Genomic DNA, 25256 nt, shown 5'->3' with positions numbered 1-25256 from the left:
CACGAGCAGGCCGGGGAAGATCTGCGGCCCCGACCGGGTTGGTGGAATCGTGAACCACATCGGGGTGCGAGAAATCGACGTCGTCGTCATCGGGGCCGGCCAGGCCGGGCTGTCCAGCGCCTACCACCTGCGGCGCACCGGCTTCGAGCCGGACCGCGACTTCGTGGTGCTCGACCGCTCCCCCGGGCCCGGCGGCGCCTGGCGGTTCCGCTGGCCCTCGCTGACGTACGGCAAGGTGCACGGCATGCACGCGCTTCCCGGGATGGAGCTGACCGACGCCGATCCGGCGCGGCCGTCGTCCGAGGTCATCGGTGACTACTTCGAGACCTACGAGCGCATGTTCGATCTTCGAGTGCGGCGCCCGGTCGACGTGCGGGCGGTGCGCGAGGGCACGGGAGGGCGGCTGCTGGTGGAGACGTCGGCCGGCACCTGGTCGACGCGGGCGCTGGTCAACGCCACGGGCACCTGGGACCGGCCCTTCTGGCCGCGCTATCCGGGCCAGGAGTCCTTCCGGGGACGTCAGCTGCACACCGCCCAGTACCCGGGTCCCGAGGAGTTCGCCGGCCGCCGGGTGATCGTCGTGGGGGGTGGTGCGTCCGGGACGCAGCACCTGATGGAGATCGCGCCCCACGCCGCGGCGACCACCTGGGTGACGCGGCGCCCACCGGTGTTCCGGGAGGGCCCGTTCACCGAGGCGGTCGGGCGGGCCGCGGTGGCGCAGGTGGAGGAGCGGGTGCGGCAGGGGCTGCCGCCCCGAAGCGTGGTCTCGGTCACCGGCCTGCCGCTGACCGACGCGGTCCGGCGGGCGATCGCGGACGGCGTCCTGCACCGGCTGCCCATGTTCGACCGGATCGTGCCGGACGGTGCCGACTGGGCCGACGGCCGGCACGTGGACGCCGATGTGATCCTGTGGGCGACCGGTTTTCGCGCGAGCGTCGACCACCTGGCCCCGCTGCGGCTGCGCGGGCCGGGAGGAGGCATTCGGGTCGAGGGGACTCGGGTGGTCTCCGATCCGCGCGTCCATCTGGTCGGGTACGGCCCGTCGGCCAGCACGATCGGGGCCAATCGCGCGGGACGTGCCGCGGTGCGGGACATCAGGCGGTTGCTGGCCGCCGAACGCGTCGAGCCCGCCGGGGTCACGGCGGTCGAGGAGCCGGTCGGATGATCGGCGCGGCGCCGATGCTCACCGCCGCGGTGACGCGCTCGCACGCAGCCGGTTGAACTCCTGGACGTTGCGCAGGTGCTCGTCGTAGGTCGCCGTGAACCGCGTGTCGCCGGGCTTGACCGTGACGAAGTACAGCCAGTTGCCCGGCGTCGGATTGAGTACGGCGTGCAGCGCGTCCGCACCGGGGTTGCCGATGGGGGTCGGCGGCAGGCCCGTGCGCCGATAGGTGTTGTAGGGACTGGTGATCCGCGTGTCGGCCATGGTGGTGTCCAGGGTGAAGCGGTCCATCGCGTAGTTCAGGGTGGAGTCCATCTGCAACGGCATGCCGCGTCTCATGCGGTTGACGATGACCCTGGCGACCTTTCCCATGTCCTCCGTGGTCGCGGCCTCCGACTGCACGATGCTCGCCATCGTGACGGTCTGGTAGGCGCTCATCGGGTTGTACTGGGAACCCGCGGTGACGTTGCCGCGGCTGAACCTCTTCCTCGCGGTGTCCACCATGTACCTGAGCAGGGACTCGGGAGTCTCCTTCTCATGGATCGGGTAGGTGGCCGGGAAGAGATAGCCCTCGGGATTCCCGCGCGCGGCCTTCGGCAGGTCGAGATGGGCCTTGGCCAGGGACTTCCGCGTGGAACCCGGCGGCAGGCGGAGCGCCTTGTCGATGGCCCGGTAGATCGTGCCGGCACGCCAGCCCTCGGGGATGACGAGGGAGACACGGGTCTCCCTCTCGTGCTCGAGGATCAGCAGCGGCACGGCCACGGCGGTGGCCGCCACCACGGCCCCGATCGCGAGGAGGGCGGCCCGGCCCCGGCGCGTCAGCCGGAACTGCGTCTGCGGCGGAGAGTTCGTCTGCATGCGGGCACGGTAACCCGCATATGGCCATCAATCTGACATATCGTCATCTTGTTGGCTCCAGTCGGACGTCTCGCCGCACCAGTGCGGCGTACCGGCCGTCCAGCGCGAGCAGTTCCTCGTGCGTACCCCGTTCGACCGTACGGCCGGAGTCGAGGACGACGATCTGGTCGGCCCCCCGGATGGTGGACAGCCGATGGGCGATGGTGAGCGTGGTGCGATCGGCCGACAGCGCGTCGATGGCCTCCTGGACGGCGCGTTCCGTGCGGGTGTCGAGCGCGCTGGTCGCCTCGTCGAGGATGAGCACCGGCGGGTCGCGCAGGATGGTGCGCGCGATGGCGAGCCGCTGCTTCTCCCCGCCGGAGAAGCGGTGGCCCCGCTCACCGACGACGGTGTCGTACCCGTCGGGCAGTGCGGCGATGTGATCGTGGATCTGGGCGGCCCGCGCCGCCGCGTACAGCTCCTCGTCGGTGGCGTCCGGTTTGGCGAAGCGCAGGTTGTCGGCGACCGAGGCGTGGAAGAGGTAGGTCTCCTGGGAGACCACGCCGATCGCACGCGCGAGCGTGTCGAAGTCCAGGTCCCGTACGTCGACGCCGTCGAGCGTCACTCTCCCGCCCGTCACGTCGTACAACCGCGGCACCAGGAAGCTGAGCGTGGACTTTCCGGAACCGGTGGGGCCGACCACCGCCAGACTCCCGCCGGCCGGAACGGTCAGGTCGATGTCCGCGAGTGTCGGGCCGCTCTTGTCGTCGTAGCGGAACTCGACCCCCTCGAAACGGATCTCGCCCTTGACCTGGTCGAGGTGGACGGGGTCGGCGGGTTCGGTGATGTCGATGGGCAGGTCCAGGTACTCGAAGATGCGCTGGAAGAGCGCGAGCGAGGTCTGGATCTGGACCCCCGTGGCCAGCAGGCTGACGGCGGGGCGGAACAGCCCCTGCTGGAGGGAGACGAAGGCGACCAGGGTGCCGATGGAGATCGCCGCGCCGCCGAGGCTCAGCGCCACACCGGCCGTCCAGTAGATCACGGCGGGCATGGCGGCCATGACCATGGTGATGACGGCCATGCGCCAGCGTCCGGCCATGTTCGACCGCACCTCGAGGTCGACGAGGCTCTCGGACTCGCGCCCGAAGGACGCGGTGAGGGAGTCGGCGCGGCCCATGGTGCGGCCGAGCAGGATGCCGCTGACGGAGAGCGACTCGGTGACCGTGGCGGCCATGGCGGCCATCTGCTTCTGCCGCTGCGTGGTGATCTTCTTGCGTTCGTTGCCCACCCGACGGCTGATCCAGACGAACAACGGCAGCAGGAGCAGGGAGACGACGGTGAGCCGCCAGTCGAGAGCGATCATCGCCACGATGGTGGCGACCACACTGGTGACGTTGGACACCAGGGAGGTGGCCGTGGAGGTGACCGTCGCCTGCATGCCGCCGATGTCGTTGGCGATGCGGGACTGGACCTCTCCGGTGCGGGTGCGGGTGAAGAAGGCGAGGGACATGCGCTGCAGCCGCCCGTAGACGGCGGTGCGCAGATCGTGCATGACACGCTGGCCGACCGTCGTGGAGATGAGGGTCTGCAGCACGCCGAAGGCGCTGGTGACCACGGCGCTCAGGATCATACCGAGCGCGAGCAGGCTCAGCAGTCCGGTGCGCCCCTGCGGGATGGCGACGTCCAGGGTCTCCCGGAGCAGGAAGGGCGTCGCGACGGACACGAGGGAGGCGGCGCCCACCAGGAGGCCGACCGTCGCCAGGCGGCCGCGGTAGGGCTTGAACAGTCGCAGGATGCGGCGCACCTGCCGCGGCCGCTCGGTCGCGTCGGTCGTCGCCGGGTCGGGGGTCCAGATTGCTCGGTCGGGACGCATGGGCTCCTACGGTGGTGAGGGGAGGACGAGGGAAGAGCGTCGGATACGGATCCTAGCTCATTGTTACCTATACTCACAATGAGCGGGGTCCTGATATTGTTCCCGCATGACCACCCCGGATCCCGACGGCCTTCTCGCCGAGCAGCTGCTGCGGTTCACCCGCCGCGTGCACCGCATCCAGAAGCGCCACCTGGAGCGGTCCGATCTGGGCGTCACCCCGGCTCAGTCCCGGCTGCTGCGCACCCTCGCACACTTCGGCTCCCCGCCCCGGATGGCGGATCTCGCCGAGCGCCTGGAAGTGGTACCGCGAGCGGTGACCACCCTGGTCGACGGGCTGGAGGCGCACGACATGGTGCGCCGCGTCCCGGACCCCGCCAACCGGCGGGTGATCCGGATCGAGCTCACAGAACGAGGCCGTGCGGCGCTGCGCGCCCTGCGCGGAGCGCGCCGCGCCGCCGCGGAGGAGATCCTCGCTCCGCTGTCGGGCGAACAGCGTGACGCGCTCGGCACTCTGCTCACCACACTGATCGACGGCGGCGACCCCTTCACGGCGAGGGGACACGACGGGCGCTGCTGACGACGGAGCGTCCACCGCCGCGGCGCCCTGGGCGGGCGGAAAACCGTTTGCGTACGGCCACGTTCCGGCGCGACGCTGTCACGGATTGCTGAGGCGTTCGCGGACGTGTGTGGGCGCTGCCCGGGCCCGTCCTCGCACCCTGCCTCCGTCCGTCGACGGACATCGAGCCACGGGGACTCCATGCAGATTCAAGACCTTCCGTACCGCGATCCCGGCGTGCCGGACGCGCGCTCGGGTCCGCGGCTCCTGTGGTGGCTCGGCCGCAACCAGCTCGACGGGCAGTTCAAGGCCCTGGCCTGGGGACTGCTGCACTTCCTGTCCGTCTGCGTGCTGCCGTTCTGCGTCGGCCTCGCCGTCCAGGCCGTCGTCGCACGCTCCGGTCGACTGCTCCTCCAGACGGGCGGGCTCCTGCTGCTGTGCGGGGTGGGGATCGCACTCGGCGACACCATGCTGCACCGGGCCGCCGTCACCAACTGGATCACCGCCGCGGCGCGGGTCCAGCAACTCCTCGCCCGCAGAACCGCGCTGCTGGGCTCCGCCCTGACCCGGCAGGTCGCGGCCGGCGAGGTCGTCGCGGTGTCCACCGGCGACGTCGAGAAGATCGGCTGGTTCGTGGAGGCTGTCTCGCGCTTCGGCGCGGCCGCGCTCACCGTGGTGGCGGTCTGCGTCGCGCTCGTCGTGTACCAGCCCGCGCTCGGTGTGATCGTCGCGGTCGGCGTGCCGGTGCTGGCCCTCGCCGTACTGCCGCTGCTGCCCCGCGCCACCAGGCGCGCGGACACCCAGCGGGAGAAGGCGGGCCGAGCCACCGAGCTGGCCTCGGACACGGTCGCGGGGCTGAGGGTCCTGCGGGGCATCGGCGGCGAGGAGCTGTTCCTGGAGCGCTACCGCCGGGCCTCGCAGGAGGTCCGGGGCGCCGCGGTGCGCAGCGCCCGGATGTGGTCGCTGATCTCGGCGCTCCAGGTGCTGATGCCGGGGCTGTTGATGATCGCGGTCGTCTGGCGGGGGGTGCAGCTCGCGCAGGACGGCCGGATCGCCGTCGGTGAACTCGTCACCGTCTACAGCTCGGTGATGCTGCTCGCCTATCCTCTGCAGCACTTCCAGGAGATCGCCATGGCGTACTCCTTCTCCCGGCCGTCCGCCCGGCGCGCGGCCCGGGTGCTGTCGATGGAGCGCGCCACCGACTCCGAGGGGTCCCGCGCGGCCGACGCGCCCGAGGGCGACCTGTACGACCCGGCGACCGGGCTGCTGGCTCCCGCGGGGCGGCTGACCGCGGTGGTCTGCGGCGATCCGGACATGGCGGGCACGCTCGCCGAACGGCTGGGCGGCCATCCGGCGCAGGCGGGCGCCTCCGTGCTTCTCGGCGGTGTCCCGCTGGACGAGCTTCCGCTGGACTCGGCGCGGACCGCCGTCCTCGTCCAGGACAAGGACCCGGTGCTGCTGTCCGGCGCGCTGCTGGACCTGCTCGACGTTCCGCGCTCCGGCCGGGTCGGCGTCCAGGAGGCGCTGGCCGCCGCACAGTGCGAGGACGTCCTCGCCGCGCTCTCCCAGGCGTCGCCGACCACCGGGGATCCGATGCGGGCACCGATCAGCGAGCGCGGCCGGTCCCTGTCCGGTGGACAGCGTCAGCGGCTCGCACTGGCGAGATCGCTGATCACGGACCCGCCGGCGCTGGTGCTGGACGAGCCGACGTCCGCCGTCGACTCGCACACGGAGGCCCGCATCGCCAAGGGCGTCCGGGAGCTGCGTGCGGGCCGCACGACGGTGGTGTTCACCTCGTCGCCCCTGCTCCTGGACCATGCGGACCGGGTCGTGCTGGTGCACGAGGGATCCGTGGCGGCGGTGGGCCTCCACCACGAGCTGGTGCACACCGAGCCCCGCTACCGCGCCGTCGTGACCCGCGGCAGCGACGACGAGACCGCCGTGCGAGGCGGCGCGCTCACCGACGACGTGCCCTCCGGCCGGGCGCCGGCCGCACGGGAAGAGATCGAGGAGACGGCATGATCGGCGTGGCCCCACCGGCGTACGACCCGGCGGCCCCGACGACGGCGAACACCCTGCCCGTCGGGACGCCCACGACCGTCCGGGCCTACGCGGCCGAACTGCTCCACCGCCACCGCCGGGCCTTCCTGGTGCTCGTCGCGGTGAACACGGTCGCCGTCGTCGCCTCGATGGCCGGCCCGTATCTGCTGGGTTCGGTCGTGCAGCACGTCTCGGACGGCGGCCGCGCGCCGCACCTGGGGCGTACGGCCGGCCTGTTCGTCCTCGCCCTGGCCGTCCAGGCGGTGTTCGTGGGGCTCGTGCGGTTGAGGGGCGCCGTGCTCGGTGAGCGGATGCTCGCCGATCTGCGCGAGGACTTCCTCGTACGGTCGGTCGCGCTCCCGCCCGGCGTCCTGGAGCGGGCCGGGACCGGCGACCTGCTCTCCCGCATCACCACCGACATCGACCGCCTCGCCAACGCGATGCGGGAGGCCGTGCCCCAGCTGGCGATCGGCGTGGTGTGGGTGGTGCTCCTGCTCGGCGGCCTGACCGTCACGGCGCCGCCGCTCGCCGCCACGGTGCTCCTCGCCCTGCCGCTGCTGGTCCTCGGCTGCCGCTGGTACTTCCGACGGGCACCCTCGGCCTACCGCTCCGAGGCCGCGGGGTACGCGGCCGTCGCCGCGGTCCTCGCCGAGACCGTCGGCGCGGGGCGCACCATCGAGGCGCACCGCCTCGGCGACCGGCGCATCGCCCTGTCCAACCGCCGGATCAGGGAGTGGACGGCCTGGGAGCGCTACACCCTGTGGCTGCGGTCGGTGCTCTTCCCGGTCTTCAACATCACACACATCACGGTTCTGGCGTCGGTCCTGATCATCGGAGGGTTCTTCGTCCTGCACGGCTGGATCGACGTGGGACGGCTGACGACGGGCGCGCTGATCTCGCAGATGCTGGTCGAGCCGCTGGGCCTGATCCTGCGCTGGTACGACGAGCTGCAGGTAGCCCAGGTGTCGCTGGCACGGCTGGTCGGCGTGCGGGACATCGAGCCGGAGGCGGGCGACGCCTCGCTCACGCCCGACGGGCGTGACGTCGAGGCCGACAGGGTGCGCTTCGGCTACCGCGCCGGGGTCGACGTGCTCCACGAGGTGTCCCTGGCGGTGCCGCCCGGCACCCGGGTCGCCCTGGTCGGGCCCTCGGGCGCCGGCAAGTCCACGCTGGGCAGACTGCTCGCCGGTATCTACACGCCCCGTGAGGGCCGGATCGCCCTCGGTGGCGCGGAGCTGTCCCGGATGCCCGCCGAGCACGTCCGCGCCCACGTGGCCCTGGTCAATCAGGAGCACCACGTCTTCGTGGGCTCCCTGCGGGACAACCTGCTGCTGGCCCTCTCCCACGACCGGCTCCGCGCGGCGGGACGGAGCGGCACGACGAACGCCGTCGATACCGAGCTGTGGGCGGCGCTGGCCGCCGTCGACGCGGACGACTGGGCCCGTGCCCTGGACGACGGCCTGGACACCGAGGTGGGTTCCGGCGGCCTGGCGCTCACCCCCGCCCAGGCACAGCAGATCGCCTTGGCCCGGCTGGTCCTGGCCGACCCGCACACACTGGTCCTGGACGAGGCGACCTCCCTCCTGGATCCTCGCGCGGCCCGCCATCTGGAGCGCTCCCTGGCCCGCGTCCTGGACGGGCGCACGGTCGTGGCGATCGCACACCGGCTGCACACCGCGCACGACGCGGATGTCATCGCTGTGGTCGAGAACGGGCGGATCAGCGAGCTGGGAAGCCATGACCAGCTGGTGGCCGCGGGCGGGCCCTACGCGGCGCTGTGGCGTTCCTGGCACGGCTGACGTCGGTCCGACGGCGGACACGCGCTCATCCGCCGTCCGGTCGCGGGGGCCCCGTCCCGAGCCGCGAGGCCCGGTCGGCCACCGGCGGTGGCCTTCCCCGCGGCGGCTGCCGTTGCGCGGTGCCATCGCCAAGTGGAAGTCTGGAAGTGGCACCGGGGTGGCGGCGCCCGGTTCGTCCCACCAGATGGAGGTTCCCGTGAACAGCACCGACGGCTGGGGAGACGACGTCTACCAGCCTGACGGATCCGAGGTGCAGGACGACGCGGGGCTGCTCGACGCGGAGGACACCCTCGTTTCCGACGGGGTCGGTGACCCGCTCGACCGCGGCTGGTCGCCACCGGAGCGGCCCTGGGCGGTGGAGCACGTGGGCGTGACCGCCGACGAAGGCCGGCGCGGTGAAACCCTGGACGAGCGTCTCGCCGAGGAGAACCCGGACATCGCGGTGCCGGACGGTGACGACATCGGCGACTGGCTCGACGGTGAGGGCGAGCCGCTGGACACCGAGGTGGGCGACGCCCGCTCCGGCCGCCTCGTCGCCCCGAACGAGGGGGTGCACGAGGACGAGGAGAACGGGCTGGTCGCCACCGATGTGGGCATCGACGGCGCGGCGGCCTCCGCCGAGGAGGCCGCCGTCCACATCGTCGACGAGGACAGCCTGTCCGGCTGACGCCGTCGGACCGCCGGGCGCGTCCTCAGATGACGTTGAGCGCCGCCGCGCAGCCCACTCCGCCCAGCAGCATGAACACCGGCATCAGCACCTTCAGCTCCACCCAGCTGCCGGCCCGGAACCTCATCGCCTTCGGCGGCCCGAGCGGATACCAGCGCTTGCGGCCGAGCGGTATCGGCCACAGGATCGGGCAACCGGAGACCGTCAGCGCGTCCCCGATGTCGTGGACGAGAGCGCCCAGAACGATGGGCAGTCCGAGCCACAGGTACTGCTGGCCCGGCGCGGCGAACAGCCAGTCCGCCCCGTTGCCCGGCTGGTCGAGCACGCCCGCGAGGATCCAGGCGCTCGTCGCGGCCAGCAGCCACACCAGCACATCGCTGCTCGAACCGCGCGCGGCCCGCCACAGCAGGCCCTCGATCGCCAGCACCATGTGGACGAAGAGGATCGCCAGTACCGCCCACCGGCCGCCCGTGATGGCCAGGGCGGAGCTGCCCGCCCCGATCAGGACGGCCCACAGCCAGGTGTGGGTGAGCGTGCGATGGCCACCGTTGCGGCGGGGGTCGCCGGGCTTTCTGGTCGACTTGTAGGCGGCGTAGGACAGCTTGTCCACGATCTCGCAGACCCAGCGGGAGAGGGGGCCGAAGGCCCGCGAGATGGTGGCCGCCTTGTGGTCGAGATCTGGAGCCAGCGCGGCGCCCGCGCAGATCAGTGCGCCGACGAGGAGCACCGGCCAGGGCATCGGGTGGCCCGCCGCCGCGGCGGCCGCCCCCACTCCTAGCCAGGCCGCGGCCCCCGACAGTGAGTGTGCTGGTCCCATCATGGCCGCTTCCCGCCCCATTCCTCTTGTCGCGCTGTTCAGTTGTCCGGTAGTGCCGATGTCCTGCCGGCGACACAGCGTAGCGTTCGCGATCTTCGGGGCGGCATCCGATTCCCGCATCCGGTGCCGGGGCAGGCAAGATGGGGGCGTGACCCTCATCGATCAGCTCCCGCGGACCGCAGACCCCGACGCCCTCTACGAAGCCTTCGAGTCGTGGGCCGGGGAGCGCGGGCTCACCCTCTATCCCCACCAGGAGGAGGCGCTGATCGAGGCTGTCTCGGGGGCGAACGTGATCGTGTCGACGCCCACGGGCTCCGGCAAGAGCATGATCGCCGCGGGCGCGCACTTCGCGGCGCTGGCCCGGGACGAGGTCACCTTCTACACGGCGCCGATCAAGGCTCTGGTGTCGGAGAAGTTCTTCGAGCTCTGCAAGCTCTTCGGGACGGAGAACGTGGGCATGCTCACCGGCGACGCCTCCGTCAACGCGGACGCGCCGGTGATCTGCTGCACGGCGGAGGTCCTGGCGTCCATCGCGCTGCGCGACGGCAGCAGGGCCGATGTCGGCCAGGTCGTGATGGACGAGTTCCACTTCTACGCGGAGGGCGACCGCGGCTGGGCCTGGCAGATCCCGATCCTGGAGCTGCCGCAGGCGCAGTTCATCCTGATGTCGGCGACGCTCGGCGATGTCTCGATGTTCGAGAAGGACCTGACGCGCAGGACCGGGCGCCCCACGTCGGTGGTGCGCTCCGCGACCCGTCCGGTGCCCCTGTCCTACGAGTACCGGCTCACCCCGCTCACCGAGACGCTCACCGATCTGCTGGACACCCGGCAGGCCCCCGTGTACATCGTGCACTTCACCCAGGCGCAGGCGGTGGAGCGCGCACAGGCGCTGATGAGCATCAACATGTGCTCCCGGGAGGAGAAGGACGAGATCGCCGCGCTGATCGGCAACTTCCGGTTCACCACCAAGTTCGGCCGCAACCTCTCCCGTTACGTGCGGCACGGCATCGGTGTGCACCACGCCGGGATGCTGCCCAAGTACCGGCGCCTGGTGGAGAAGCTCGCCCAGGCAGGTCTGCTGAAGGTGATCTGCGGGACGGACACGCTGGGTGTCGGCGTCAATGTCCCCATCCGCACCGTGCTGTTCACCGCGTTGACCAAGTACGACGGCAGCCGGGTGCGCACGCTGCGTGCCCGTGAGTTCCACCAGATCGCGGGTCGCGCCGGACGGGCCGGCTTCGACACGGCGGGCCTTGTCGTGGCGCAGGCGCCGGAACACGTCATCGAGAACGAGAAGGCCTTGGCGAAGGCGGGTGACGACCCGAAGAAGCGCCGGAAGGTGGTGCGCAAGAAGGCGCCGGAAGGCTTCGTGGGCTGGACCGAGAACACCTTCGAGAAGCTGATCGCCTCCGAGCCCGAACCGCTCACCTCCCGCTTCCGGGTGACCCACACGATGCTGCTGTCGGTGATCGCCCGCCCGGGCAACGCCTTCGATGCGATGCGCCATCTGCTGGAGGACAACCACGAGCCGCGCAAGCAGCAGCTGCGGCACGTCCGACGGGCGATCGCGATCTACCGCTCGCTGCTGGACGGCGGCATCGTCGAGAAGCTCGACGAGCCGGACGCCACCGGGCGTGTCGTGCGCCTCACGGTCGATCTCCAGCAGGACTTCGCGCTCAACCAGCCGCTGTCCACGTTCGCGCTGGCCGCCTTCGAGCTGCTCGACCCGGAGTCCCCGTCCTACGCCCTGGACATGGTCTCGGTGGTCGAGTCCACATTGGACGACCCGAGGCAGATCCTGGCCGCCCAGCAGAACAAGGCACGCGGTGAGGCCGTCGCGGCGATGAAGGCGGACGGTGTCGAGTACGAGGAGCGCATGGAACGGCTCCAGGACGTGTCCTACCCCAAACCGCTGGAGGAGCTGCTCTTCCACGCGTACGACACGTACCGCAAGAGCCACCCGTGGGTCGGTGACCATCCGCTGTCGCCGAAGTCGGTGATCCGGGACATGTACGAACGGGCGATGTCCTTCACCGAGTTCGTCTCCTACTACGAGCTCGCCCGCACCGAGGGGATCGTGCTGCGCTACCTGGCGAGCGCCTTCAAGGCCCTCGACCACACGGTTCCGGACGACCTGAAGTCCGACGACCTGGAGGATCTGATCGCCTGGCTGGGCGAGATGGTGCGCCAGGTCGACTCCAGCCTGCTGGACGAGTGGGAACAGCTGGCCAATCCGGAGGAGCTGACGGCCGAGCAGGCCCAGGAGAAGGCGGACGAGGTCAAGCCCGTCACCGCGAACGCGCGCGCCTTCCGCGTCCTGGTGCGCAACGCCATGTTCCGCCGCGTGGAGCTGGCCGCGCTCGACCACGTGGAGGAGCTCGGCGAGATGGACGGCGAGGCGGGCTGGGACGCCGACGCCTGGGGTGCGGCCATGGACCGGTACTGGGACGAGTACGACGAACTCGGCACCGGCCCCGACGCCCGCGGCCCGAAGCTGCTGATGATCGAGGAGGAACCGGAGAACGCCTTGTGGCGCGTCCGGCAGGCGTTCGCCGACCCCGACGGCGACCACGACTGGGGCATCAGTGCCGAGATCGACCTCACGGCCTCGGACGCGGAGGGCCGTGCGGTGGTCCGGGTCACCGCTGTCGGCCAGCTGTGAGCACAGGAGGGCCCGCTTCATGACGAATCCCGCCGAGAGGCTTGTCGACCTGCTCGACCTGGAGCAGATCGAGGTCAACATCTTTCGCGGCCGCAGCCCGCAGGAGTCCCTCCAGCGGGTCTTCGGAGGCCAGGTGGCCGGCCAGGCACTGGTGGCGGCCGGCCGTACGACGGACGGCGAGCGGCCCGTGCACTCGCTGCACGCGTACTTCCTGTACCCGGGCCTGCCGGGCATGCCCATCGTGTACCAGGTCGAACGCGTCCGTGACGGAAGGTCGTTCACCACCCGCCGGGTCACGGCGGTACAGCAGGGTCGGACGATCTTCAATCTGACCGCCTCCTTTCACAAGCCCGAAGAGGGAAGTTTCGAGCACCAGTTGCCGCCTGCCCGAGAGGTCCCGCACCCCGAGTCGCTGCCGACGGTGGCGCAGGAGGTGGGAGGGCATCTCGGCGCGCTGCCCGAGGCGTTGGAGCGGATGGCGCGACGTCAGCCGTTCGACATCCGCTATGTGGACCGGCTGCGCTGGAACGCCGAGGACATCGAGGACAGCGAGGCGCGCAGCGCTGTGTGGATGCGGGCCGTCGGCCCGCTGGGCGACGATCCCCTCGTGCACACCTGTGCGTTGACGTACGCGAGCGACATGACGCTTCTGGACGCCGTGCGCATCCCCGTCGAGCCGCTGTACGGGCCGCGTGGCTTCGACATGGCGTCGCTGGACCACGCCATGTGGTTCCACCGGCCGTTCCGTGCGGACGAGTGGCTGCTCTACGAGCAGGAGTCGCCGATCGCTGTGGGGGGCCGGGGTCTGGCCCGTGGTCGTATCTTCGACCTTCAGGGGCGCCTGCTCGTCACGGTCGTACAGGAGGGTCTCTTCCGCCGACTGGAACGGTGACCACGGTCGCGGACGGCGGGCGAGAGCCGTCGGGGACGGCGTCGACTCCCGTCAGGCGCGTCTGCCACGAAGTCGCCGGAGCACGTCTCGTGGCGAGAGGAGTGCCCGCCCCCTGGATTCCCGTGGGGTGGGCCCCGGTCGGGGATCCGTCCGGCCTGCCGTTGCCCGGTCGTGCCGCGCCGGGGGCGGGGTCCCCGTCGCCGACCGGTGCCGGCGCGCCTCGTCGAGTGTCCGCTCCAGGTCGGCGACGAACCATCGGATCTCGTCCGGGTCCTGAGCGGTCGTGACGCTTTCGACGACGCGTGCGGCCGGTGAGTCCGGTGGCACGCTCACGAGGGGCGGGGGGCGAAGACGAGACAGTTCGGCGCGCTCGCGGGGGTCGGGGACGACGGCTTCCACCTGCCCCGTATCCAGCAGGGAGGCCACCACCGCGGCCCGCGCCCAGGGGTCGCGCGTCTGGCGCAGCTGAAATCCGAGGTGACGCCCTCGCCAGTTGCGGGGCCTCAGGTCCAGGCCCTCCGCCAGCTGCTCCCGCAGGCCTTTGGGTGTCCTGCCGGTGAGCAGCCCTTCGTTCGCCTCCTGCGCGGCGAACTCCTGCAGTTCCTCGGCCAGGTACAGCCACACCACGGCCCGATAGCGGTTCAGGTACCACTTCACGGGAACCACCAGTCCCAGACGTCCGAGGCGGGTGAACCTGGCCGGCGCCACGTCGATCAGGGCCGCTCCCTCCTGAGTGCCCACTGTCCTGAGCCGCCCTCGGAGCCTGTCGGGAAATCCCTCCTGGCCGCGCACGCGATCGATCTCCGCGCGAGCGATCCGGCGTCCTCCCGCCGTGCCGCCGGGAGCACCGCGCACCTGTCCGAGATGCATCGCCAGCTCCAACTCCCCTTTCTTGAGTTGGAGTTCGCGCGCCGCACCGCCCAGGGACAGAGACGACCGAGGGACTGCGGATCCCGTCAGTGCCCCGTCGGAGTCATCGCGGGCGGTGGAGATGGTCGTGTGCGTGCACGTGATCGTGTGTCCGGACATGGCGGTTCTCCCCCGTGGAGTCGGCTGCGAGCACCGGTCGCGCTCGCCTCGGAAAAACCGTAGCCGGATCCGTTGAATCCCGTTCCGGCCTGTGGACAACTCTCCTGCGAAGCCCTTCGCCGCAGGTCGGGAGGGGTGTCGACGCGGGCCGTGCGTTCCGTGCCCGCAGAGAGGCCTGTGCGATGGGGCGCCCCTCTCACTGGTCCACGATGGGCGTGTGCTCCCGCTCGCGTGATTCCACGGCCAGGTGCTCGCCGACGCGGTTCACGAGCAGTGTCATCTCGTAGGCGATCTGGCCGATGTCGGCCTCGGCGGCGCTGAGCACGCACAGGCAGCTCCCCGATCCGGCCGCGGTGACGAACAGGATCGCGTCATCGAATTCGATCATGGTCTGGCGCACCTGGCCCGCGCCGAAGTGGCGCCCCGACCCCTTGGCCAGACTGTGCAACCCCGAGGAGACCGCGGCCAGATGCTCGGCATCCTCCCGCCGCAGCCCCGTGCTCGTACTGGTCACCAGCCCGTCGGTCGACAGCACCAGCGCGTGCCGTATGTGCTCCATGCGCCCGGCCAGGTCGTCCAGTAGCCAGCCGAGCTCCGTGTTCTGTGTCATGGCCTTCTCTCCCCGTGCCAACGCTCCCCCCTGGCTGGAGGTTCCGATCAGCCAGCCTTCACCACAGTCGCCTCGCGGGCAAGCAGGATGGAGCCATGGCACAGAAGATGACCGAGGACCAATGGCGAGCCTTCGTCTCGCACGGCACCCGCACAGGAAAGCTCTCCACTGTTCGCGCCGACGGCAGCCCCCATGTGGCGCCGATCTGGTTCCTGCTGGACGGCGACGACGTGGTCTTCAACACCGGGAAGGAGACGGTGAAAGGAAAGAACCTGGCCAGGGACGGACGGGTCGCCCTGTGCGTGGACGACGACCGACCCCCGTTCGACTTCGTCGTGCTGCAGGGCAGGGCGGAGCTGTCGGAGGACCTCACCGAGGTGAAGCGTTGGGCGACACGAATCGGGGCGCGGTACATGGGTGCGGAGCGGGGCGAGGAGTTCGGGACCCGCAACGGTGTTCCGGGTGAACTGCTCGTCCGGGTCAGGATCCAGAAGGTCCTGGCCTATTCCGCCGTCGCCGACTGAGGATTCGGCCCGCCGGCCGTGGGGTCACCCCACGGGTCACCCCACGGAGGCCAGCAGCCGGGCGGCGTGCATCCGCCCGGCGTGGTCGACGAGACGCACCAGCACGTCCTTGCCCGATTCGCGGTCGCGCGCGTCGCAGAGCACCACGGGCGTGCCGTGGTCGAGGTCCAGGGCGCGCGAGATGTCCTGGACGTCGAAGGTACGGGCGCCGGTGAAGCAGTTGACGGCGACCACGAACGGGATCTTCCGGTACTCGAAGTAGTCGACCGCGGGGAAGCAGTCCTCAAGTCTCCGGGTGTCCGCGAGGACGACCGCGCCCAGTGCCCCCTGGGACAGCTCGTCCCACAGGAACCAGAAGCGGTCCTGGCCGGGAGTGCCGAAGAGGTGCAGCGAGAGCCCGGACCGGATGGTGACGCGCCCGAAGTCCATGGCCACGGTCGTGGCGGTCCTGTGGTCCGCGCCGCCCGTGTCGTCCACCCACTGTCCGGCCGCGCTCAACCGTTCCTCGGTGCGCAGGGGCCTGGTCTCGCTGACGGCACCCACCAAGGTGGTCTTCCCCACGCCGAATCCGCCGGCGACCAGTATCTTCAGCGTCAGCGCGGACGCGTCGTCCTCGGCGGCGTCCACGTGCTCGGGGACCATCGATCACTTCTCCCGGGGTGCTCACAACGGTCGACCTCGGTACATCCGCACATCCAAACATGCGCACGTCTGTACGTCCGTACGCGACATCCGTACGAGGTCGACAGCATGACGATCGGCAGCCACTTCCGGGGGGTCGGATCGCCAATTGACCGATGAGGTCGCCTTTTGGGCATCCGATGACCGTATGGGCGCGCGATCCGTTGCAGGACTGAGGAATTATGCGACGTATGAGCCACGACCACTCACACGTTCAGGAGTTCTTCGGCGCCCGCGCGGCCGACTGGGACGCGCGGTTTCCCGACGACGGCCCGGCGTACGCCTCCGGCGTCGACCGCCTCGGACTGCGCGAGGGTGATCGCGTACTCGACGCGGGCTGCGGCACGGGCCGGGCTCTCACACCACTGCGTGCCGCCGTGGGGCCCACCGGAGTGGTGTTGGGCGCCGATCTGACGCCGGCCATGCTGGAGGCCGCCGTGGCGGCCGGGCGGAACCACGACGGCCGTCTGCTGCTCGCCGACGTGGCCGTGCTCCCTCTGCGTGCTCAGTGCCTCGACGCCGTGTTCGCGGCCGGTCTGGTCGCGCATCTGCCGCAGCCGGCCGAGAACCTCCGGGAGTTGGCCCGCGTGGTGCGGCCCGGGGGTCGGCTCGCACTGTTCCATCCGATCGGCCGTGCCGCCCTCGCGGCCCGCCAGGGCCGGCAGATCACCCCGGACGACCTGCGGGCACAGGACCGGCTCGGGCCGCTGCTGGCCGGCTCCGGCTGGCGGATGACGTCCTACGTGGACGAAGACGCCCTCTTCCTGGCCCTGGCCATCCGCGAGGGCTGAGCCCCACCCGCTCGACGGAGAACACACCCGTCATGAGAGCCCGAGGGCGGTGGGCGAGTCGTTCCGGTGCTGGATCCTCGCGGGCGCCGATGGCTGAGGATCGCCGTACGGAGGGGCCGGACCTCTCTGTGGGCCCTCCGGCCGTTTCGTCCCGTCCTCCCGGAGAAGTGCAGGTCCTCATGCCCTTCGCACTCGTGACAAGCGGGTCGTGGGCGCATTAGGGTGCGCCGACGGGCGAACGCGAGTGGAGGACTGCATGGCCGGGACGGACCAGGACGCCGTCGACGCCGAGGACGACGCGCTGTACGTGCTGACGGCGGTTCTGTTGACGCCGGCGCAGTTCCCGAGCGTTCTGGGCGACGACTACCCGGAGGCGTGCGCTGCCCTCGATCTGCCGCCGCTGGCCGACGGGTACGGGCTCGTGCTCGGTCAGGACAGCGACGGCGCACGGTGGACCGTGGTCGTCGACGACGTGTCGTTGGTGGCCGTGGCGATCGCCTCCTGGGACTGCGGCATGGAGTACGAGCTGTCGCCGGACGAGCGGACGGTCGTCGCGGCGCTGCCCGGCTGGCCGCTGGCGTTGGCCGTCGCCGCGCCCAACGTGCCCGCTCCGCACGACCCGTCGCCGCAGACCGCCGACCGTGAGCCGCTCCGTCCGCCGGACACCACCGTCTGGGGCCCCGCGCAACGGCGCCTGGGGGCCGACGAGATCGCCCTCCAGTGGTCCATGTGGCGCGAGCAGCTCAAGGAAACGGACTTCGCGCCCGCGGGTACCGCCACTCCGGCGCAGGAGGAGGCACCGCCCGGCGCGGACGGGGGTGCGTCCAGGACGCGCAGCGGCATCCGCCGCGTCCTCGCCGAGGCACGCTCCTATGTGGACACCCCTCCCCCGCTCGGCCGCGTCCGCTCCTCGTTCGCACCGGGCGACGCGCGCACCCTGCGCGCCGACGGGCCCGGCTGGTCCATGGTCGCCAGGACCGACGACATCGCGTTCGTCCTCTTCGACGAGGAGCCCGGCGAAGTCGTCCCCGTGGGACGGGGGGTGGAGCTGCCCGGTCTGCTGGAGGCACTCGACAAGATGGCGGTACGCCCGGCCTGAGACAGGTGAGGCCGGAGGCCGGGGCCGGGAGCGCCACCGCCACCGCTCGGCCCAGACGGCCAGGACGGCCCCGGCGCACTCTGCGGGGCCCATGCCGGCCCACGGCGCTCACCTCGGCGCCGTCGCGGCGGGGGCATCGGTGGGGACATCGGTGGGCCCGCCCCTCAGCGGCCGATCTCCTTGCGGGCGACGCGCCGCATTCTGCGCCGCTGGGACGGGTCCAGGGCGAGATACGCGGCCGCCGGGACACCGACGACGATCAGCAGGGCCGCCCACCACGGCAGCCAGATGAGCAGGACGAGCCCGACCAGCACGCCCCCCGCGGCGACCTTCGCGCTCTTCGACATGTGACGCCTCCTTCGCGGCCGCAGCCGCCCGCGGGCCCCGGCGGCACCGCTCTCTGCCCTGAGAACGGTCGCCGACCGTGCGCGGTTCCAGGTGCCACCCCTGACACAACCCTGAGACCGACCCTCAGTCGACCTCAGGGCCGGCTGAGGGGCTGCTGCCCATGACGCCGGATCCCGTGCCGTGCGTCTCCCGGGAACGTCGGGTGTCGGCCCGATCGGCGGCCGACACCCGGCGTTCACCGGCTCGCCGCACGGCATTCCACATCACAGCCAACTCTGTCCGCTGTCAACGGAGTTGAGCCCCAGGAGGTCAGATGCCCCGCCACAACGCCGGTCGGCGCCGCATGCACCGCTGCATCGCCGCGAGCCTTCCCTTCGCGGTGCTCGCCACGGTCTCGGTCACAGGAACGGCGAGCGCCCACGACGATCAGCCGAGGGTGACGCGGACCGCGGTGCTCGGCGACATCCCGCTGGGCCCGTTCAGCGACGCGCTGCTGCCGGGCACGGTGGCCGACGACCACGGCATCGATCTCGGCGGGATCGGCAGCGACATCTACCCGGCCGGACGCGCGAACGAGTTCTGGACCGTCACGGACCGCGGTCCCAACGGCCAGATCAAGGTCGACGGCGCCAAGCGCCGCACCTTCCCGACGCCCGGCTTCGACCCGGCGATCGTGAAGATCCGCGTCCGGGGCGACCGGGTACAGGTCCTCGCCGCGATCCCGATCACGACCTCCTCGGGCGAGGCTGTCACCGGGCTGCCCAACCAGCCGGGACGCGACGAGGCGCCGTACTCCTACGACGCGCGGACGCCCCTGCCCTACGACCCGGACGGACTCGACACCGAAGGCATCGTACGGGCCGAGGACGGCGGCTTCTGGCTGGTCGACGAGTACGGTCCGTCCCTGGTGCACGTGTCACCGCACGGCAGGGTCCTCACGAGGTACGTGCCCAAGGGGCTGCACCTGAGCGGCACCGACTATCCCGTGATCGAGTCCCTGCCGTCCATCCTGCTGCACCGGAAGATCAACCGGGGCTTCGAGGGACTGGCGCAGCTTCCGGGCGGTGATCTGGTGATGGCGCTGCAGAGCCCGCTGTCGCTGCCCGACGGCACGGCGGGGGACACGTCGCGCACCACGCGCCTGCTGCGCTTCTCGCCCCAGAAGCGGGCCGTGACCGCGGAGTACGCGTACCGGTTCGACCCGGTGGACGTGGTGGACCCGGGTGAGGACGACACGTCCGAGCTCAAGATCTCCTCCGTGGTGGCGGTCGGCGGCGACCGGTTGCTGGTGGAGGAGCGCACCGACAACGCGGCACGACTTCAGCTGGTCCGGCTCACACGCGGCGCCGACATCCTGCACGGCTCCTATGACGACGCCAGCACCTCGCCGTCCCTCGAGCAGCTGGACGATCCCGCCGCATCCGGTGTCCCGGTGCTGCGCAAGCGGCTCCTCGTGGACCTCGGAACAGTCAAGGGTGTGCCCAAGAAGATCGAGGGCATCGCGCGCGTGGACCGCGACACCCTCGCGCTCGTCAATGACAACGACTTCGGGATGACCGACGGGTCGGGCGCGTTCGACGCGCGGGGACGGCTCGTGGACAGCGGCGTCGAGACGACCGTGGTCTGTCTGCGGCTCACTCGCGGGATCTGATCGCACCCTCTCGCGTGCCACGCGCGCGTGCGCCGTTCCCGCGTGCCACGCGCGCGAGAACGGCGCCCGGGACGGTTCGCACGGTTCCAGAGCGGCCGGGGCAAGGTGGCGCTCGACGCCGGCGGGGCCGGGACGGGCCCGGGATCAGCCCCGGACGCCGAGCAGATGGTCCATGGCCAGCTGGTCGAGGCGCTCGAAGGCCATCCCCCGTGCCGCCGCCTCCTCCACGTCGAACTCCTCGAAGGCACCCCGGTCCGCGAGCAGCGCTACGAGCCCGTCGTCGGCGGTCGGCCGCGCCAGCTCGTCGAGCCGGGAGGCGCGCAGGGCCTGCGCCACCTCCGGGTCGGTGCGGAAGGCCGCGGAACGCTCCTTCAGGATCAGGTAGTTGCGCATACAGCCCGCGGCGGAGGCCCATACACCGTCGAGGTCCTCGGTCCGCGGCGGCTTGAAGTCGAAGTGGCGCGGTCCGCCGTATCCAGCGCTCTCCAGGAGGTCCACGAGCCAGAACGCGGCACGAAGGTCGCCCGCCCCGAAGCGCAGGTCCTGGTCGTACTTGATGCCGGACTGGCCGTTGAGGTCGATGTGGAAGAGTTTGTCGGCCCACAGCGCCTGGGCGATCCCGTGCGGGAAGTTCAGGCCGGCCATCTGCTCGTGGCCCACCTCCGGGTTGACGCCGTACAGCTCCGGGCGCTCCAGGCGCTCGATGAAGGCCAGGGCGTGCCCGACCGTGGGGAGCAGGATGTCGCCGCGCGGTTCGTTCGGCTTGGGTTCGATCGCGAAGCGCAGGTCGTAGCCCTGGGAGGTGACGTACTCGCCCAGGAGGTCGAAAGCCTCCTTCATACGGTCCAGAGCGACGCGCACGTCCTTGGCCGCACCCGATTCGGCACCCTCCCTGCCGCCCCAGGCGACGTACGTCCGGGCGCCCAGTTCCGCCGCCAGGTCGATGTTGCGCAGGGTCTTGCGCAGCGCGTAGCGCCGGACGTCGCGGTCGTTGGCGGTGAAGGCGCCGTCCTTGAAGACGGGGTGGGTGAAGAGGTTGGTGGTGGCCATCGGGACGGTCATCCCGGTCGCTTCGAGGGCCTGCCGGAAGCGCTTGACATGGGCCTCACGCTCCGCGTCCGACGACCCGAACGGAATCAGGTCGTCGTCGTGGAAGGTGACGCCGTGGGCGCCGAGGTCGGCGAGCCGCCGCACCGTCTCCACCGGGTCCAGGGCGTGGCGCGTGGCATCGCCGAAGGGGTCCCGTCCCTGCCATCCGACGGTCCACAGGCCGAAGGTGAACCTGTCGTCCGGGGTGGGCTGGTAGCTCATGCCTCGACTCCTCGCATGCTGAGAACTATTTCGTCATGGCACTTAACAAATTAGTATGCGGGGGCGCCGCTGGGAAGGGACGCGGCGTCGGCGGGGAAGACTCCTCGAGAGGACACCGCGCGAGGACCGCGCTGGGCGGCGCGAGAGCGAGCAGCGGAAGAGGGAGAACCCGATGTCAGCAGCCGAGGGCCCGCTCGTCGTCGGGGTGGACTCGTCCACCCAGTCCACCAAGGTGCTGGTGGTCGACGCGACGAGCGGGCAGGTGGTGGCGAGCGGCCAGGCATCGCACACCGTCTCGTCGGGCGCCGGCCGCGAGAGCGATCCGCGCGAGTGGTGGGACGCCCTGTGCGAGGCCTTGCGCCAGTGCGGTGAGGCGGCCCACGAGGCTGCGGTGATCTCGGTCGCCGGCCAGCAGCACGGCCTGGTCACCCTGGACGCGAACGGCGACCCGGTGCGACCCGCCCTGCTGTGGAACGACGTGCGGTCCGCGCAGCAGGCCCGCCGGCTCGCGCAGGAACTGGGAGGCCCCAAGGACTGGGCCGCACGCACGGGAAGCGTCCCGGGTCCCTCCTTCACGGTCACGAAGTGGGCCTGGCTCGCCGAGAACGAGCCGGATGCCGTGCGCGCGACCGCGGCTGTGCGACTCCCCCACGACTACCTGACCGAACGTCTGACGGGCACGGGTGTCACGGACCGCGGTGACGCCTCGGGAACCGGCTGGTGGACGTCCAGGACGGAGTCGTACGACGAGGAGATCCTCGGACACGTCGGCCTGGACCCCGCCCTGCTGCCGCGCGTGGTGCGCCCTGGCGAGATCGTCGGAACCGTGCGGGACGCCCACGGCCTGCCGTTCTCGAAGGGCACCCTGGTCGCCTCCGGCACCGGGGACAACGCGGCCGCCGCGCTGGGCCTCGGACTGCGCCCGGGCACTCCCGTCCTGAGTCTCGGCACGTCCGGCACGGTGTACGCGGTCTCCGGGCGGCGGCCGGTCGACCCGACCGGAACGGTGGCGGGCTTCGCGGACGCGCACGGCGACTGGCTACCGCTGGCCTGCACCCTGAACTGCACGCTCGCCGTCGACCGGATCGCCGCCCTGCTGGGCCTGGACCGCAAGGCCGTCGAGCCCGGTGCGGGGGTGACGCTGCTCCCCTACCTCGACGGCGAGCGCACCCCACCGCTCCCCCACGCCTCCGGACTGCTGCACGGCCTGCGGCACGACACGACGCCGGGGCAACTGCTGCAGGCCGCCTACGACGGAGCCGTGCACGCGCTGCTGGGCGCCCTCGACCTGGTGCTCGACGCGGACGCCGACCGCAGCGCTCCGCTGCTGCTCATCGGGGGCGGCGCCCGGGGAAGGGCATGGCAGGAGACCGTCCGGCGGCTCTCCGGGCGTCCCGTGCAGGTACCCGAAGCCAGGGAACTCGTCGCGCTGGGTGCCGCCGCGCAGGCCGCCGGGCTGCTGACGGGCGAGGACCCGGCCTCGGTCGCCCGGCGCTGGGGCACCGACCACGGGCCGGTGCTGGAGGCCGTCGAGCGGGACGAGGCGACGCTCGCCAGGATCACCGGGGTACTCTCCGACGCGAAGCCGCTGCTGGAGCGGGCTCCCGATCGACCGGAGCCCGACCGCGAAGAGCCCGGCCGGCGTTGACGAGATGATCCGGGGGAGGCATGGCCGCACGACCGAACGAAGCCCGTCCGCCCGGCCCCGGCAGCGGACCGCCCGACACCCAGCAGGGCATGCGCCGGCGCAATCTGGCGCGGGTCATGCACACCGTACGGGCCGAGGGGCCGCTGTCGCGTGCCGCGGTCGCGGCACGGATCGGGCTGACGCGCGCGGCGGTCTCCACGCTCGTCGACGAACTGATCCGGGCAGGGCTCCTGGAGGAGCTGGGGCCGGACCGTCCCGCCGGGGTCGGACGCCCGGGGTCCGCCCTGGCCCTCAGTGATCAGGGACCGGCCGGGATCGGCGCCGAGATCGGCGTGGACCATCTCGCGGTGTGCGCGGTCGACCTGCGCGGAGCCGTCCGGGCGCGGGCCGTGCGGCACACCGCGAACCGAGGCCGCCCGCCCGGGCCGGTGCTCGCCGAGCTGACCGCCCTGTTCGGGCAGGTCGTCGCCGAGGCCGAAGGCCGCGGACTGCGTCCGGCGGGTCTGGCCGTCGCGGTGCCCGGCCTGGTGGCACGTGACGCCCGGACCGTGGTGCGGGCGCCCAACCTCGGCTGGCACGACACCGACCTGGCACCGTTCCTGCCGGACGGCATGCCGCTGACCGTGGACAACGAGGCCAACTTCGGGGCACTCGCGGAACTGTGGCTCGGCGACGGTACCCCGCTCGACTTCGTGCATGTCTCGGCGGAGATCGGCATCGGCGGCGCGGTGGTCCTGGAGGGGCGGCTCCTGCGCGGGACGCGCGGCTTCGCCGGGGAACTGGGCCATGTGCCCGTGCATCCGGAGGGGCCGCGGTGTGCGTGCGGTGGGCGGGGGTGTCTGGAGCAGTACGCCGGCGAGGAGGCGGTCCTGCGGGCGGCCGGGGAGCCGGCGCCGGACGAGAACCGGGTGGAGGTGCTGGCAGAACGCGCCGCGCACGGCGACCGGGACGTACGGCTCGCCCTGCGCGACGCCGGGACGGCACTGGGCATCGCGTTGACCGGCGCGGTCAATCTGCTGGACCCCGAGGCGGTCGTGCTCGGCGGAGCGCTCGCGGCGCTCGCACCGTGGCTCGTGCCGTCCCTGGAGCGCGAACTGGCCCGAAGGACGGCCGGTCCGGTGTGTTCCGTGGCCGTCTCACGGCTCGGGTCCGAAGGACCTCTGCTGGGAGCGGCGCACTCGGTGGTACGAGCGGTGCTCGACGATCCGCCGGTCGCGTCGGGACGGGCGTGATCGCTGCCGAGCGGGCGTGGAAGGCGTCGCCGGGCGGGCGTGAAAGCGTCGCCGGGCGGGGCGCGGACGACGAACCGGCCCTGGTATTGGGGGGTTTTCCCCAGTGGCGGCGGCAGAGCGGCTGCGTAGGATCGCGATGACTGATCAACTGTTCACATCGCTTCACGGGGGACTTCGATGCGACGCTCACCGACGCGCATTCTCATGGCCGCGGCTCTGGCCGCTCTCACGATCGGCGCCCTGTCGTCGTGCTCGGCCCTCGACCGGAAGTCCTTCGAGGACGACGCCAAGGTGTCCGAGAGGATCACCTCGATCCGTCTCGACAACGCCGACGGAGATGTGACGGTGGAGACCTCGGCCGGGGTCCCCGCGGCCTCCGTGCACCGCAGGGTCGACTACCGCGGTGACAAGCCGGGCGGCACGTCCTTCCGCGTCAGGAACGGCGTCCTGGTGCTGTCCGGCTGCGGCAGGAACTGCGGCGTCGACTACACGGTCAAGGTGCCCGCGGGCCTTCCGGTCACCGGAGGCACGTCCAACGGCGGCCTCGCACTGACCGACGTCGGCGCGGTCGATGTGCACACGAGCAACGGTGAGATAGCCGTGGCCCACGCCACGGGACCGGTCAAACTCCGCACGTCCAACGGTGACGTCGACGTCAAGGACGTCAAGGACGGCGGCGTCGATGCGCGGACGTCCAACGGCGAGGTGACGATCCGGACGAGCACCCCTCAGGACGTCAAGGCCCTCACGACCAACGGCGACCTCACGGTCGCCGTGCCGCCCGCCCCCTACCGGATCTCGGCGGACGACTCCCACGGCGACAAGAAAGTGGCGTTCAGGAACGACCCGTCGGGCAGGTACCGCCTGGATCTGTCGACGACGAGCGGTGACCTGACCGTGAAGTCGACGACCTAGCCGGGCACCGGACAAAGCCGCACGGCCGGGCGAACCGGGCGCCGCGCCGAGGCGTCGATCCCATCGAGTACCTGTCGAGTGCACCGAGTGCATGAGGCACAGCACCGGCACA

General features: G+C 71.5%; 22 protein-coding genes. 14 read left to right on the top strand and 8 right to left on the bottom strand.

The genetic code is table 11. The features are described from left to right. The first annotated feature begins 49 nt into the window (after positions 1-49). A complete protein-coding gene (locus AB0C59_RS02335) occupies positions 50-1165 on the top strand; it encodes an FAD-dependent oxidoreductase (RefSeq protein ID WP_363000252.1) in 1116 nt (371 codons plus the stop codon). Between the two features lie 18 nt (positions 1166-1183). Here AB0C59_RS02335 and mltG read toward each other — a convergent pair whose 3' ends face one another. Together mltG and AB0C59_RS02325 are read right to left on the bottom strand one after the other, a co-directional pair. Then, positions 1184-2020, bottom strand: coding sequence for an endolytic transglycosylase MltG (gene mltG / locus AB0C59_RS02330; RefSeq protein ID WP_363000251.1), 837 nt, complete (start codon positions 2018-2020; stop codon positions 1184-1186). Between the two features lie 43 nt (positions 2021-2063). After that, a complete protein-coding gene (locus tag AB0C59_RS02325) occupies positions 2064-3872 on the bottom strand; it encodes an ABC transporter ATP-binding protein (protein WP_363000250.1) in 1809 nt (602 codons plus the stop codon). Between the two features lie 106 nt (positions 3873-3978). Between AB0C59_RS02325 and AB0C59_RS02320 the strand changes: the two genes are divergently transcribed. From AB0C59_RS02320 to AB0C59_RS02305, 4 genes are all read left to right on the top strand, one after another. After that, positions 3979-4449, top strand: coding sequence for a MarR family transcriptional regulator (locus AB0C59_RS02320; protein WP_363000249.1), 471 nt, complete (start codon positions 3979-3981; stop codon positions 4447-4449). Between the two features lie 180 nt (positions 4450-4629). Next, positions 4630-6450, top strand: coding sequence for an ABC transporter ATP-binding protein (locus tag AB0C59_RS02315; protein WP_363000248.1), 1821 nt, complete (start codon positions 4630-4632; stop codon positions 6448-6450). Next, positions 6447-8267, top strand: a complete 1821-nt coding sequence (locus tag AB0C59_RS02310) for an ABC transporter ATP-binding protein (RefSeq protein ID WP_363000247.1) — start codon at positions 6447-6449, stop codon at positions 8265-8267. The genes AB0C59_RS02315 and AB0C59_RS02310 overlap by 4 nt, the downstream gene beginning before the upstream one ends. A gap of 196 nt (positions 8268-8463) precedes the next feature. Next, positions 8464-8934, top strand: a complete 471-nt coding sequence (locus AB0C59_RS02305; protein ID WP_363000246.1) for a DUF5709 domain-containing protein — start codon at positions 8464-8466, stop codon at positions 8932-8934. Between the two features lie 25 nt (positions 8935-8959). On the opposite strand, the gene AB0C59_RS02300 is transcribed toward AB0C59_RS02305, so the two are convergent. Further along, positions 8960-9754 carry a metal-dependent hydrolase gene (locus tag AB0C59_RS02300; protein WP_363000245.1) on the bottom strand — a complete coding sequence of 265 codons (795 nt, stop codon included), beginning with the start codon at positions 9752-9754 and terminating at the stop codon, positions 8960-8962. Between the two features lie 145 nt (positions 9755-9899). Here AB0C59_RS02300 and AB0C59_RS02295 point away from each other — a divergent pair, with 145 nt between their 5' ends. Further along, positions 9900-12413 carry a DUF3516 domain-containing protein gene (locus tag AB0C59_RS02295; protein WP_363000244.1) on the top strand — a complete coding sequence of 838 codons (2514 nt, stop codon included), beginning with the start codon at positions 9900-9902 and terminating at the stop codon, positions 12411-12413. Positions 12414-12432: 19 nt separating this feature from the next. Continuing rightward, positions 12433-13305 (top strand): acyl-CoA thioesterase II, encoded by an 873-nt coding sequence (locus AB0C59_RS02290; protein ID WP_363000243.1) that lies wholly within the window; start codon positions 12433-12435, stop codon positions 13303-13305. Positions 13306-13356: 51 nt separating this feature from the next. Here the strand turns inward: AB0C59_RS02290 and AB0C59_RS02285 are convergent, their stop codons facing one another. Both AB0C59_RS02285 and AB0C59_RS02280 read right to left on the bottom strand, forming a co-directional pair. After that, positions 13357-14334, bottom strand: coding sequence for a DUF6397 family protein (locus AB0C59_RS02285; RefSeq protein ID WP_363000242.1), 978 nt, complete (start codon positions 14332-14334; stop codon positions 13357-13359). Positions 14335-14530: 196 nt separating this feature from the next. Continuing rightward, positions 14531-14944, bottom strand: a complete 414-nt coding sequence (locus tag AB0C59_RS02280) for a roadblock/LC7 domain-containing protein (RefSeq protein WP_363000241.1) — start codon at positions 14942-14944, stop codon at positions 14531-14533. 95 nt (positions 14945-15039) lie between these two features. Here AB0C59_RS02280 and AB0C59_RS02275 point away from each other — a divergent pair, with 95 nt between their 5' ends. Beyond that, positions 15040-15468: a PPOX class F420-dependent oxidoreductase gene (locus AB0C59_RS02275; protein WP_363000240.1), complete on the top strand. Its 429-nt coding sequence runs from the start codon at positions 15040-15042 to the stop codon at positions 15466-15468. A 36-nt stretch (positions 15469-15504) separates the two neighbouring features. On the opposite strand, the gene AB0C59_RS02270 is transcribed toward AB0C59_RS02275, so the two are convergent. Beyond that, entirely contained in the window at positions 15505-16110 is a 606-nt protein-coding gene (locus tag AB0C59_RS02270; RefSeq protein WP_363000239.1) for an ATP/GTP-binding protein, read from the bottom strand. Positions 16111-16340: 230 nt separating this feature from the next. On the opposite strand from AB0C59_RS02270, the gene AB0C59_RS02265 reads away from it, so the two are divergent. After that, complete coding sequence (locus AB0C59_RS02265) at positions 16341-16940, top strand: methyltransferase domain-containing protein (RefSeq protein WP_363000238.1); 600 nt, start codon at positions 16341-16343, stop codon at positions 16938-16940. A 256-nt stretch (positions 16941-17196) separates the two neighbouring features. Beyond that, positions 17197-18039 carry a hypothetical protein gene (locus AB0C59_RS02260; RefSeq protein WP_363000237.1) on the top strand — a complete coding sequence of 281 codons (843 nt, stop codon included), beginning with the start codon at positions 17197-17199 and terminating at the stop codon, positions 18037-18039. A 164-nt stretch (positions 18040-18203) separates the two neighbouring features. On the opposite strand, the gene AB0C59_RS02255 is transcribed toward AB0C59_RS02260, so the two are convergent. Beyond that, the gene (locus AB0C59_RS02255; RefSeq protein ID WP_363000236.1) at positions 18204-18386 is read right to left on the bottom strand and encodes a hypothetical protein; all 183 of its coding nucleotides are present in this window, start codon (positions 18384-18386) and stop codon (positions 18204-18206) included. Between the two features lie 314 nt (positions 18387-18700). Between AB0C59_RS02255 and AB0C59_RS02250 the strand changes: the two genes are divergently transcribed. Beyond that, a complete protein-coding gene (locus AB0C59_RS02250; RefSeq protein WP_363000235.1) occupies positions 18701-20038 on the top strand; it encodes an esterase-like activity of phytase family protein in 1338 nt (445 codons plus the stop codon). A 144-nt stretch (positions 20039-20182) separates the two neighbouring features. Here AB0C59_RS02250 and xylA read toward each other — a convergent pair whose 3' ends face one another. Continuing rightward, positions 20183-21349, bottom strand: a complete 1167-nt coding sequence (gene xylA, locus AB0C59_RS02245; protein WP_363000234.1) for a xylose isomerase — start codon at positions 21347-21349, stop codon at positions 20183-20185. A 172-nt stretch (positions 21350-21521) separates the two neighbouring features. Here xylA and xylB point away from each other — a divergent pair, with 172 nt between their 5' ends. The 3 genes from xylB to AB0C59_RS02230 all read left to right on the top strand — a co-directional run bounded on the left by xylB (position 21522) and on the right by AB0C59_RS02230 (position 25144). Then, on the top strand, positions 21522-22997 hold the full coding sequence (gene xylB / locus AB0C59_RS02240; protein ID WP_363000233.1) for a xylulokinase: 1476 nt from the start codon (positions 21522-21524) through the stop codon (positions 22995-22997). Between the two features lie 20 nt (positions 22998-23017). Continuing rightward, on the top strand, positions 23018-24229 hold the full coding sequence (locus tag AB0C59_RS02235; RefSeq protein ID WP_363000232.1) for an ROK family transcriptional regulator: 1212 nt from the start codon (positions 23018-23020) through the stop codon (positions 24227-24229). A gap of 204 nt (positions 24230-24433) precedes the next feature. Next, on the top strand, positions 24434-25144 hold the full coding sequence (locus AB0C59_RS02230) for a DUF4097 family beta strand repeat-containing protein (protein WP_363000231.1): 711 nt from the start codon (positions 24434-24436) through the stop codon (positions 25142-25144). The last annotated feature ends 112 nt before the right edge of the window (positions 25145-25256 follow it).

This window comes from Streptomyces sp. NPDC048664 (assembly GCF_040650555.1).
GTDB lineage: Bacteria > Actinomycetota > Actinomycetes > Streptomycetales > Streptomycetaceae > Streptomyces.
This window is presented reverse-complemented; position numbering and strand designations above follow the sequence as displayed.